This window comes from Nocardioides sp. (assembly GCF_036374615.1).
In the GTDB taxonomy this organism is placed as follows: Bacteria; Actinomycetota; Actinomycetes; order Propionibacteriales; family Nocardioidaceae; genus Nocardioides.
This window is the reverse complement of the sequence record NZ_DASUTK010000177.1, coordinates 1-10,936: the sequence shown is the minus strand read 5'-3', so window position 1 is coordinate 10,936 and position 10,936 is coordinate 1. Positions and strand designations below refer to the sequence as shown.

The following is a 10,936-nucleotide window of genomic DNA, read 5'->3' as shown; positions in this document are numbered from 1 at the left end:
CGGGCCTGCTCGGGGACTGGCTGCGCGACCGGCTCGCCGACCGCGTGCCGGTCACACGCCAGGGCTGGGACAGCCACGCCGAGATCGTCGAGGGCACCTGGCTCGATCGCACCGCCCGCCGGCCCGACGTCGCCCGACGGCTGGAGACGGAGACCCGGCTGATGCCGCGCTTGGCACCCCGACTCCCCCTCGCGGTGCCGGTCCCGGTGTTGCTCGACACCGACCCGCCGCGGGCGCGTCACCGGCTGGTCCCGGGCACGCCGGTCGACCCACGCCACCTGACCGCCGACGACGGTGAACGCGTCGGCAGCTTCTTGCGGGCGCTGCACGACACGCCGCCCGACGTCTGGGAGGACACCGGCATCAGCCAGGACTCGGAGCGCATCCCGCAGCTGGACGAGATGGCCGACCGCGTCGTGCCGATGCTCCCTGCCGACCTGCGCGCGTCCGGCCGCGCGCTCCTGGACCGCTGCCGTGAAGCGTCGTACCGATCCGATCTGCGTCACGGCGACCTCGGCCCGGACCACCTGCTGGTCACCGACGACCGGGTCTCCGGCGTCATCGACTGGACCGACGTTGCCCTCGGCGACACGGCGCTGGACCTCGCATGGGTGGTCACCGGCCCACCCGTGCCGTTCGCCGAGGCGCTGATCTCGACGTACGGCGCGACGGAGGACGAGCTGGCCCGCGGCCGTGACTGGCACCTGCTCGGTCCCTGGTGGGAGGTCTGGTACGGCCTGAACGACGGCGGTGACGAGTACGTGACCAGTGGCCTCAAAGGCGCCCGGGAGCGGCTCCGGCACAGTTAGATGTGGCCATGATCTCCCGGCGCGGACTGCTGCTCGGCGCCGGCGGCGTCGGGCTGGTCGGTCTCGCCGGGTGGGCCGTGGCCCCGCAGCGCGTGGAACGGATGCTCGGCGTGGGCGAGGAGCCGTTCGTGCCGGACGCCCCGGAGGGCGAGGTCCGACTGGAGCGGATGTCCTCCGAGCACCTCGGCGAGATCGACCTGCTGACGGCCGTCCCGCACGGTCACGGTGACGGCGCCGGCCTTCCCGTGATCGTCGCCCTGCACGGGGCGTCACAGTCCGCGGCTTCCCTGCCCGACTTCGGGCTCCCGCGGTTCGTGACCGCCGCGGTCGAGGCCGGCGCCCCGCCGTTCGTGCTGGTCGCCACCGACGACGGCCCAGCGGGTTGGGTGGCCGACGGCGACGCGGATCCACAGGCCATGCTGCGTGACGAACTGCCGGGCTGGCTGGCCGACCGCGGGTTCGACTCCGAACGCAGAGCGCTGTGGGGCTGGTCGCGCGGTGGGTACGGCGCGCTCCGGCTCGTTCAGGCCGAGCGCGACTGGGCGAGCGCACTCGCGTTGTACAGCCCGGCCATGAGCCCCGACGACCCCGCCTTCGATGACCTCGACATCCTGAGCTCGGTGCCCTGGGGTCTGTGGTGCGCCACCGACGACCCGTACAGCGATGCGTCGGTCGCACTCGCGGAGCAGGCTCCGGTCGCGCCGGATCCCTGGGTCCAGGGCACCGGGGGACACACCTGGGTCTATTGGAACGACCAGACCCTGGACATGTTCGGCTGGCTCGCCGGGTCGTTCGCATCGCCCACTCCGTAGGCTTACGGCGTGACCGCCACCCCCACCACCGCCTGGGGCCACGGCCTCGCCACCGTCGTGACGAGCGGTGAGTCCGAGGGCACGGTGCTCGACAGCTGGTACCCGGCGCCCGCGCTGGGCAGCCGACCCGCGGACGCCGAGCCGCCCGCCGAGCTGGCCTCGCAGGCCGGCGAGGACCCGGCCCGCCGGGTCCGGACCGAAGTGGTGACGACGGAGATCGACCTCACGGCCGCCCCGGCGGACCCGGCCGACGCGTACCTGCGGCTGCACCTGCTCTCCCACCGGCTGGTGCCCCCGCACGGGCAGAACCTGGACGGCATCTTCGGCGTGCTCAACAACGTCGTGTGGACGAACGAGGGTCCGTGCCCGGTCGACGGTTTCGAGGAGACCCGGCTGCGGTTGCGCAAGCGCGGCCGGGTGCAGGTGTACGGCGTCGACAAGTTCCCCCGCATGACCGACTACGTCGTGCCGACCGGGGTGCGGATCGCCGACGCGGACCGGGTGCGGCTCGGCGCCCACCTCGCGGAGGGCACCACCGTCATGCACGAGGGCTTCGTCAACTACAACGCCGGCACCCTCGGGGCGTCCATGGTGGAGGGCCGGATCTCGGCTGGCGTCGTGGTCGGCGACGGCTCCGACGTGGGCGGTGGCGCATCGATCATGGGCACCCTCTCCGGCGGCGGCACGCAGGTCATCTCCATCGGCCGACGCTGCCTGCTGGGCGCCAACGCTGGGATCGGCATCTCACTGGGGGACGACTGCGTCGTCGAGGCCGGTTGCTACGTCACCGCAGGCAGCAAGGTCACAATCCGGGACATCGACAGCAAGCCGAAGGTGGTCAAGGCAGCCAGCCTGTCGGGCGCCGACAACGTGCTCTTCCGCCGCAACTCCGTCTCCGGCGCGCTCGAGGCGGTGCCGTGGAAGAGCGAGGGCATCGCGCTCAATGCTGCCCTGCACTCCAACTAGGTCGCCTGCGTTGAGGAAGGTCTGGGCGATCGGCGCCGTGATCGCACTGGTCGCCACAGGAGTCGTGGTCTGGCGAGTCGTCAGCGACACCGTCACGCCGCTGCTGCGCTCCGACCGGTGCACCGCCACCGTTCAGGGCCGCACCGTCGTGCTCCGGCCCGACCAGGCGGAGAACGCAGCGCTGATCGCCGCGGTCGCGGTCCGCCGCGGGATGCCGGCCCGGGCGGCCACGATCGCGATCGCGACGGCGTACCAGGAGTCCAAGCTCGTCAACATCGACTACGGCGACCGCGACTCGCTCGGGCTCTTCCAGCAACGACCGTCACAGGGGTGGGGCAACCGCCGCCAGCTCCTCGACCCGGAGTACTCCATCAACGCGTTCTACGACGCGCTGGAGAAGGTCGACGGCTACGAGACCCTGGAGATCACGGTCGCCGCGCAGGAGGTGCAGCGATCCGCCTTCCCCGAGGCGTACGCCGACCACGAGGCGGACGCCCGGGTGCTCGCCAGCGCGCTGACGGGCCAGTCCTGGCACGCGTTCCACTGCACTGTCAGCGACACCCCGGACGAGGAGCCGTCTGACCTCGACGGGACCGGCCTCACGGTACGCGCGGCGGCCGTGCGAGCCGACCTGCAGCAGGCGTTCGGTCCGCAGGCCCTCGGCGGGTTCGCCCCCGGTGGGGTGCGAGACGGCCACCGGGAGGGGTCAGCCCACTACGAGGGCCGCGCGATCGACGTCTTCTTCCGGCCGGTGATCGAGGAGAACAAGGAGCGCGGGTGGGCAATGGCTCAGTACCTGGTGGCGCACGCTGCCCGGCTCGACGTGCGGACTGTCATCTTCGACGGCCGGATCTGGAGCGCCGGTCTGCGGTCCGGCTCCGGCTGGCGGCGCTATGCGCCCGACACCTCGGGCCGTGATGCAGGGACCGCGGCGATCCTCGAGCACCGCGACCACGTGCACGTCGACGTGCACGCCTGAGCGGCACCGGCGTCCGGAGACGGGGCCGGTGGCCCGAACGGACTATGCCGTGACCCCATCCGGCCAGACCTGCAAGAACGACCGGACAGGGTCCGGGCGGCGCTCCTACCGTTGGCATGCCCGGCCCCGTGGGCGGGCCGGGCACCCGACCTCGGAGGAGAACACTGATGCACTCGACCGTGTACACCATCGGCACGGCGCTGGGCCGCGCTCGTGAGCATGGTGTCGAGGTCCGGGTGCTCGTGTCCGGGCACTGGATCGAGGGTGCAGTGAGCGAGATCGACGGACATGGCGTGATCCTCACCGGCCCCGAGTCCAGCCACCACGTGGTGCGACTGACCGACGTGTCAGCCGTTCACGTGAGTGCGCACCGCCCCGCCTGGGAGACCGACGAGCCGGTGGCGGAGCCGGCGTGGTGGGCCGCCGAGGCGGACGAGGAAGAGGAGCTAGGCGACCAGGAGGGCGGGGCAACCCCCACGTCGATCCTGGTCGCGCGTTGACAGCGGTCGGCGCCTGCCAACCGGGGCCGGGCAGTCTTCAGGGGACCTGCCTGGCGCGAGCCGCGGATCCGTCCGCGACACGCAGCCGGCAGGCGCCGACCGCGCTCCAGCCACCCGACCCGCCACGTGTGTTTCACTGGCAGCGTGTGGCGGCTGCTGGAACCGCTGCGGAACGACGATCGAGAGGCGTTCCTCGCTCTGGCCCGCCGTCGAACGTTCGCTCGGAACGAGGTCGTCTGTCACACGGGTGACCCGGCCGACTCCCTCCACCTCGTCGAGCACGGGCACCTCTCGGTTCACGGCGGCCTGGCCTCCGGTGCCGCAGGAACCTTCACGATCCTGTCATCGGGCGACTACTTCGGGGAGCTGGCGCTGCTGCGTGCGGACCGCCGGCGTACCGCGACCGTCACCGCTCTCGAGACGAGCCGCACCCTGGCGGTTGCGGCCACGGCCTTCGACGCGCTGTGCAGCCGCAACCCGAGGATCGAGCGGATCGTCTCCGCCGTCCTGGCAGACCGGATCGACATCCTGAGTCGGCGGCTCCTGGAGACCATGTACGAGAGCCTGGACCGGCGGGTGTACCGACGCCTGCTCGAGCTCGCCCGGTCCTACGGAGAGGCGGGCGCCAGCGTCACCATCCCGTTGAGCCAGACCCAGCTCGCAGAGCTCGTCGGCGCGACCAGGCCGTCGGTCAACCAGATCCTGCAGCAGCTCGCCGAGCTTCACGTCGTCAGGCTGAGCCGTTCGCGGATCGAGGTCCTGGACATGGCGGGCCTGGCACGACGGTGCCCCGAATAGACGCTCGCGCGGGCGGGGCGACTGTCTGGAACGGGTCACTCGGAGTGTCAGCGGGCGAACAGAAGATTCCGCGGCACTGGCTCAGGATCGACCCATCGAAAAGGTCGGAACGGTCCAGACAACAGGAGCCCACCATGTACGAGCACCACTTAGTAGTCCGAGCGATCATGGAAGACCGCATCCGCGAGGCGGAGCACGAGCGCCTGACCCACGCGCACCGGCGACGTGAGCGGCCAGCCACCGCCCGACGAGCGGCCAAGGAGCCGCAGCATCACTCCCTACTCTGGAACCTCGCCCACTTCCGCCGGGCTTACAGCTGAGCGCGGACCGGCGAGCTGCCGCGGTCATGTGAGCCGGGCAGGCACCTGCGCGATCCGTTCGTCGGTCGCCGTGAACGCCACGCGGACGTGCCGCGCCCCGGCGGCGCCGTAGAACGAGCCCGGCGCGACCAGCACGCCTCGCTGGGCGAGCCAGGCGACGGTATCCCAGCAGTCCTCGCCGTCCCCGTTGCCCGGTCGCCTGGCCCAGAGGTAGAGCGAGCCCTGGGAGTGGTCGATCTCGAAACCGGCCCCCTCGAACGCGGCGCGGAGCACGGCGCGACGCGCGGCGTAGGTCGCGTGCTGGGCGTCCGCGTGGGCGTCGTCCTCGAGCGCCGCGGCCATCGCGTGCTGCTGCGGGCCGGGCTGCATCAGGCCCAGGTTCTTGCGAACGGCGAGCAGCTCGGCGATCACGGCCGGGTCACCGGCCACGAACGCGCAGCGGTACCCCGCGAGGTTCGAGCGCTTGGAGAGGGAGTGGACGGCGAGCACGCCCTCGTGAGACCCGCCTGACACGTCCGGGTGCAGCACCGAGACCGCCGCCGAGTCCGCGCCCCACACGCACTCGAGGTAGCACTCGTCGGACACCAGCAGCGTGCCGCCCTCGCGGCACCAGTCCACGACCTTGCGCAGGTGCTCGACCGGCAGCACCCGGCCGGTCGGATTCGACGGGCTGTTGAGCCACAACAGCGCCGGTCGCGCTGGGCCGAACGCGGTCAGCGAGTCCGTGGCGAACCCGCGGGCACCGCACAGCGCCGCCCCCACCTCGTAGGTCGGGTAGGCCAGCGCCGGGTAGCCGATCACGTCACCGGCTCCGAGCCCGAGATGGGCGGGCAGGGAGGCGATCAGCTCCTTGGACCCGATCACCGGGAGCACTGCGTCGATCCCGAGCCCGGTGACGCCGTGCCGCCGCGCCAGCCAGTCGACGGCGGCCTGCCGCGTCTCCGGGAGCCCGATGGTCGTGGGGTAGCCCGGTGAGTCGGCCGCGGCACGCAGCGCGGCCTGGACGACGTCCGGCGTGGGGTCGACCGGCGTGCCGATCGACAGGTCGATGAGGCCGTCCGGGTGCGACCGCGCGGTCTCGGCGTACGCCCTCAGCTGGTCCCAGGGGAAGTCCGGCAGTCGCTCGGAGCTTCGAGACGCTCGCTTCGCACGCTCCTCAACCACCGGGCTATTCGTCGTGCTCTTGCGGCGGCAGCGCCGCGACCAGCTCGTGGTCGTGGTCGATGACTCCCATCTTGGCTGCGCCGCCGGGTGAGCCGAGGTCGTCGAAGAAGTGCACGTTCGCGTCGTAGTAGGCCTTCCACTCCTCCGGGGTGTCGTCCTCGTAGAAGATCGCCTCGACCGGGCACACCGGCTCGCAGGCACCACAGTCGACACACTCGTCCGGGTGGATGTACAGCATCCGCTTGCCCTCGTAGATGCAGTCGACCGGGCACTCGTCGACGCACGCACGGTCCTTGAGGTCGACGCACGGCTGGGCGATGACGTAGGTCACCAGTTCCTCCTGGACAGGGCGGGAAGTCGTTCGATGCCCAGCCTAGTATCCCGGGGTGCAGAGTGCCCCGGAGCCCCACCGCGGTGGACACGGCCTGGGCCCCCACGTCGTGGGCCGGCGGGTCGTGGTGCGACGCCTGGTGCCCGGCGAGACCGGCCCCAGCGGCGGTCCCGCGATGACCGACGTCCTCGGGACCTGCCTGCGCTGGTCCAACGGCGAGTGCGTGGTTCAGCCCGAGGACGGGCCCGCCGTGGTGATCCCGCTGTCCCTGGTCGTGGCCGGCAAGCCGGTGCCGCCACGCACATCGCCACGCCTGCGGGTCAGCCCACGCGAGTGCCAGCTGCGCGCCCTCGCGCTGTGGCCCGACATCGTCACCGAGCCGCTGGGCGACTGGCTGCTGCGCGACTCGGCGACCTCCACGGCACGCCGCGCGAACTCGGTGATGGCCTTCGGGCCGGCCGGCGTCCCGGACGCCTACGAGCGGGTCGTCGCCCACTACGAGCGGCCGGTCGCCAACGTGCTGCCCGACTCGCCCGAGGACGCTCTCTTCCGCGACCACGGCTGGGTCACCGAGGGGCACGAGGCGGACACCGTCTTCATGATGGCCTCGTCCTCCCGCGTCGTGCGTGGGCTGCCCTCCGGCCTCACGGCAGCGACCATCGAACCGGCCGGACCGGGCCTGGTCCGGGCCGTCGTCGACGACGTGGCCGTCGGGTTCGCGGCGTACGCCGACGAGTGGGTCGGCTTCCGCGGCCTCGAGGTCGCGCCGACCCAGCGCGGTCTCGGGCTGGCGCTGGCGGTGATGGCGGCGCTGGCCGAGTGGGGTGCTGAGCAGGGCGCCACCACGGCGTACCTGCAGGTCCTGGGCGACAACGTCGCGGCCCGACGGCTGTACGAGCCGATGGGGTTCGCGCCGCACCACTCCTACCGGTACCTCACACCCGGCTGACACAGTGGACCTATGAGCCGAGTGATCGACCTGTCCGCGGACCTCGGCGAGAGCTACGGGTCGTGGCAGATGGGCGACGACGCCCGGCTGCTGCCGTCGCTCAGCTCCGCCAACGTCGCGTGCGGCTTCCACGCCGGAGACCCCGAGATCATGCGCCGCACCGTGGCGTTGTGCCGCGAGCACGGTGTAGCCGTCGGCGCGCACCCGTCGTTCCCCGACCGGGTCGGGTTCGGTCGCCGGACGATGCAGATGTCCTACGACGAGCTCTACTGCGACGTGCTGTACCAGCTCGGAGCGCTCAGCGGGTTCGCCCGCGCCGCCGGCGTCACCGTCCAGCACGTCAGCCCACACGGCCGGCTCGGCAACCTGGTCGTCGAGGACGAGGCCTACGCCCGGCCGGTCCTCGACGCGATCGCCGACGTCGACGACACCCTCATCGTCGTGACCTACTCGGGCACGCTGGAGAGGCTCGCGCGCGAGCGCGGGCTGCGCGTCGGCCTGATGGCCTTCCCGGACCGCGCGTATGAGGACGACGGCACGCTGGTGTCGCGGCAGCAGCCGGACGCGGTGTTCCACGACGCCGAGGAGATCGCGGAGCGGGCGCGCACGATGGTCGAGACCGGCACCGTCCGCTCCCGCAGTGGTGCGACGATCGAGCTCGACTTCGACACGGTGCTGCTCCACGGCGACAACGCCCACTCGGTCACCGCGGCGCAGCACGTCCGGCAGGTGCTCGAGCAGTCCGGAGTCACGATCGCCCCGCTCGCGGAGGTCCTCGAGGCCAAGGCCTGATGACCGCGATCCGCGAGTACGGCGACGCCGGGCTGCTCGTCGAGCCGGACACCGACCCCGAGGAGGCGTGGGCGGTCGCGCAGGGCCTGGCGGCGTCACTGGTCGACGACCCGCCCGAGGGCCTGGTCGACGTGGTCGCGAGCTTCCGGCACGCCTTCGTCGCCTTCGACCCGGTCCGCACCGACCACGCCGCCATGGAGGCGGCGCTGCGGTCGAGGCTCGACCGAGCGGCACCGACCGCGCCGGCCCGCACCTTCACGGTGCCGGTGGTCTATGGCGGCGACGACGGCCCGGACCTGGCCGACGTGGCCGACGAGCTCGGCACCACGCCCGACGACCTGGTGGCGCTGCACACGAGCGAGGCGTGGGTGCTGCGGTTCGTCGGCTCGCCCGTAGCGGCGCTGTTCGTCGACGTACCTCCGATCCCTACCGAGGTGCCGCGGATGCGCTCACCCCGCACCAAGATCCCGCCCGGCTCGGTGGCCGTCAGCGGCCGGCAGTCGATGATCTACCCGGTGCCCTCCCCCGGCGGCTGGCGGCTGTTGGGCCGGACCCCGGTCACCCTCTTCGACCTGGCCGACCCGGACCTGGTCAGCTACCGGCCCGGGGACCTGGTGCGGTTCGTGCCGATCGAGCCCGACGCCTGGGACGAGCACGCAGGTCGGCGGCTGCTGCCGGACGAGCCGAGATGACCGCCAACACGCTGGTGCGCGTGCTCGAGCCCGGGTTCACCACCGTGCAGGACCTCGGACGGCCCGGTTACAGCCGGCTCGGCGTCGGGCACAACGGGGCAGGCGACCGGCACGCTGCCTGCGTCGCGTCAGTGCTGGTCGGCAACGACCGCGGCGCGCCGCTCTTCGAGAGCACCGCCACCGGCTGGTCCTTCACGGTCGACCGGCCGGCACTGGTGGCGGTGACGGGCGCGGCCGCGGGCGTCACGGTGGCGGGGCAGCCGCAGCCGGTGTGGCAGACGCTGGTCGTCCCGCCAGCCAGCCCGGTCGTCGTGTCCGCGCCCGACCGAGGCTGGCGCAGCTACGTCGCCATCGGGGGCATGCTGCAGGCCGAGCGCACGCTCGGGAGTGTCGCCCCCGACCCTCTGCTCGGCGTCGGCACCCGGTTGGAACCTGGGCAGGAGCTCGCGGTCCGGACCGCGTTCGCGGGCTTGACCCACCCGCACACGGTGATCCCGGTGTTCAGGTTCACCGTCGACCACCCCGCCGCGGGACATGCCTGGGAGGTGGCCGTCACGCCAGGACCCGAGGCCGGGGAGTTCACCTCCGACGTCTGGGACCGTCTCGGGGACTTCGAGGTCAGCCGCGACTCCGACTACGTGGGGCTGCGGCTCCTCGGTGAGGCGTCCCGCCGGAAGGGACGGCAGGAGATGATCTCGCGCGGCGTGCCCATGGGGGCGGTGCAGGTGCCTCCCACCGGGGGGCTGCTGGTGCTGCTCCGTGGCCGGCTCGTGACGGCCGGGTACCCGATCCTCGGGGTGGCCACGACGGTGGCGGTCGACCGGCTGGCGCAGGCGCGACCGGGTGATCGGGTCCGGTTCCGCCCCTGCGCGACAGCCGACGCTGTGGCCGACGTGCGACAGCAGGCAGCGACGTTGGCCGAGCTCGAGCGCCGCGTGCACGCAGCGCTGCAGGCGTCAGGAGTCGAGCGACTCCACTGAGGGGAACCCGTCGACCGGGAACGTGTCGACCTGCGGACTGCGTTGGTTGGCGAGCACGCCGCCGTCGACCACCACCTTGGTGCCGGTGATGTACGCCGAGTCGTCGGCCACCAGGAACAGAGCCGGGCCGGCGAGGTCCTCGGCGCGGCCGCCGCGGCCGAGCGGGACCGTCTCGTCGCGTTTCCTGGCGGACGCCTCGGGCTCGGGTCGGGTGGCGATCAGACCGGGGACCAACGTGTTCACGCGGATCCCGTAGGGAGCCAGCTCGAGCGCCGCGGCTCGCGTCATCGCCTCGACGCCGCCCTTCGCCGCGTCGTAGGCCAGCATGCCCCGGTGCGACGCGGTCGCCGCGCCACTGCTCATGTTGACGATGGCGCCACCGCCGTTGCGCGCCATGATCCGCGCCGCCCGGTCCAGGCAGAGGTACTGGCCGGTGAGGTTCACCCGGAGGTACCGGTCCCACCACGCCAGGTCACCGTCGAACACGTGCCTCACGTCGGTCGTGATCGCCGCGTTGTTGACCAGGGCCGACACCGGTCCGAGCTCGTCCGTGGTCGTCTCGAACAACCGGTCGACCGCGGTGGCGTCGCCCACGTCCGTGGCCACGCCGATCGCCGTACCGCCCGCCCCGCCGATCACATGTGCAGCCTGCTTCACCGCGTCCTCGTCGACATCGGCCAGTGCCACCCGAGCGCCCTCGGATGCGAAGCGCTGTGCGATCGCCAGGCCGATGCCGCGTGCCGCGCCGGTGACGACGGCGGTCCGCCCCTCCAGCTGTCCTGTCACGGATGGATCCTCTCATCGAGATGTTCGGCTCGGGTGAGTCGCGGGTATCGACACGCTC

At 72.3% G+C, this 10,936-nt stretch carries 13 protein-coding genes; 10 read left to right on the top strand and 3 right to left on the bottom strand.

Going from position 1 to position 10,936, the window contains the following annotated elements:
• The 6 genes from VFZ39_RS13875 to VFZ39_RS13850 form a co-directional block, all read left to right on the top strand.
• Positions 1-809 (top strand): phosphotransferase (locus VFZ39_RS13875; RefSeq protein WP_330866363.1); only part of this gene is annotated, 809 nt, incomplete at its 5' end.
• Positions 810-817: 8 nt separating this feature from the next.
• Positions 818-1,621, top strand: coding sequence for an alpha/beta hydrolase (locus tag VFZ39_RS13870; RefSeq protein WP_330866362.1), 804 nt, complete (start codon positions 818-820; stop codon positions 1,619-1,621).
• Positions 1,622-1,630: 9 nt separating this feature from the next.
• Complete coding sequence (gene dapD, locus VFZ39_RS13865) at positions 1,631-2,587, top strand: 2,3,4,5-tetrahydropyridine-2,6-dicarboxylate N-succinyltransferase (protein WP_330866361.1); 957 nt, start codon at positions 1,631-1,633, stop codon at positions 2,585-2,587.
• Positions 2,588-2,597: 10 nt separating this feature from the next.
• Positions 2,598-3,566: a hypothetical protein gene (locus VFZ39_RS13860; protein ID WP_330866360.1), complete on the top strand. Its 969-nt coding sequence runs from the start codon at positions 2,598-2,600 to the stop codon at positions 3,564-3,566.
• A 167-nt stretch (positions 3,567-3,733) separates the two neighbouring features.
• Positions 3,734-4,066, top strand: coding sequence for a hypothetical protein (locus VFZ39_RS13855; protein ID WP_330866359.1), 333 nt, complete (start codon positions 3,734-3,736; stop codon positions 4,064-4,066).
• A 144-nt stretch (positions 4,067-4,210) separates the two neighbouring features.
• The gene (locus tag VFZ39_RS13850) at positions 4,211-4,864 is read left to right on the top strand and encodes a Crp/Fnr family transcriptional regulator (RefSeq protein WP_330866358.1); all 654 of its coding nucleotides are present in this window, start codon (positions 4,211-4,213) and stop codon (positions 4,862-4,864) included.
• 344 nt (positions 4,865-5,208) lie between these two features.
• Here the strand turns inward: VFZ39_RS13850 and dapC are convergent, their stop codons facing one another.
• Positions 5,209-6,348, bottom strand: a complete 1,140-nt coding sequence (gene dapC, locus VFZ39_RS13845; protein WP_330866357.1) for a succinyldiaminopimelate transaminase — start codon at positions 6,346-6,348, stop codon at positions 5,209-5,211.
• Positions 6,349-6,352: 4 nt separating this feature from the next.
• Positions 6,353-6,679 (bottom strand): ferredoxin, encoded by a 327-nt coding sequence (gene fdxA, locus VFZ39_RS13840; protein WP_330866356.1) that lies wholly within the window; start codon positions 6,677-6,679, stop codon positions 6,353-6,355.
• Positions 6,680-6,734: 55 nt separating this feature from the next.
• Here fdxA and VFZ39_RS13835 point away from each other — a divergent pair, with 55 nt between their 5' ends.
• From VFZ39_RS13835 to VFZ39_RS13820, 4 genes are read left to right on the top strand one after another with little or no spacing between them, the layout of a single operon-like run.
• The gene (locus VFZ39_RS13835; RefSeq protein ID WP_330866355.1) at positions 6,735-7,628 is read left to right on the top strand and encodes a GNAT family N-acetyltransferase; all 894 of its coding nucleotides are present in this window, start codon (positions 6,735-6,737) and stop codon (positions 7,626-7,628) included.
• 12 nt (positions 7,629-7,640) lie between these two features.
• Positions 7,641-8,420, top strand: coding sequence for a 5-oxoprolinase subunit PxpA (locus tag VFZ39_RS13830; RefSeq protein WP_330866354.1), 780 nt, complete (start codon positions 7,641-7,643; stop codon positions 8,418-8,420).
• Positions 8,420-9,112 (top strand): 5-oxoprolinase subunit B family protein, encoded by a 693-nt coding sequence (locus VFZ39_RS13825; protein ID WP_330866353.1) that lies wholly within the window; start codon positions 8,420-8,422, stop codon positions 9,110-9,112. The genes VFZ39_RS13830 and VFZ39_RS13825 overlap by 1 nt, the downstream gene beginning before the upstream one ends.
• The gene (locus VFZ39_RS13820) at positions 9,109-10,092 is read left to right on the top strand and encodes a hypothetical protein (protein ID WP_330866352.1); all 984 of its coding nucleotides are present in this window, start codon (positions 9,109-9,111) and stop codon (positions 10,090-10,092) included. Before VFZ39_RS13825 ends, VFZ39_RS13820 begins: the two co-directional genes overlap by 4 nt.
• Here the strand turns inward: VFZ39_RS13820 and VFZ39_RS13815 are convergent.
• Positions 10,069-10,878 carry an SDR family NAD(P)-dependent oxidoreductase gene (locus VFZ39_RS13815; RefSeq protein WP_330866351.1) on the bottom strand — a complete coding sequence of 270 codons (810 nt, stop codon included), beginning with the start codon at positions 10,876-10,878 and terminating at the stop codon, positions 10,069-10,071. The two genes, VFZ39_RS13820 and VFZ39_RS13815, sit on opposite strands and share 24 nt — an antisense overlap.
• Positions 10,879-10,936 lie beyond the last annotated feature (58 nt).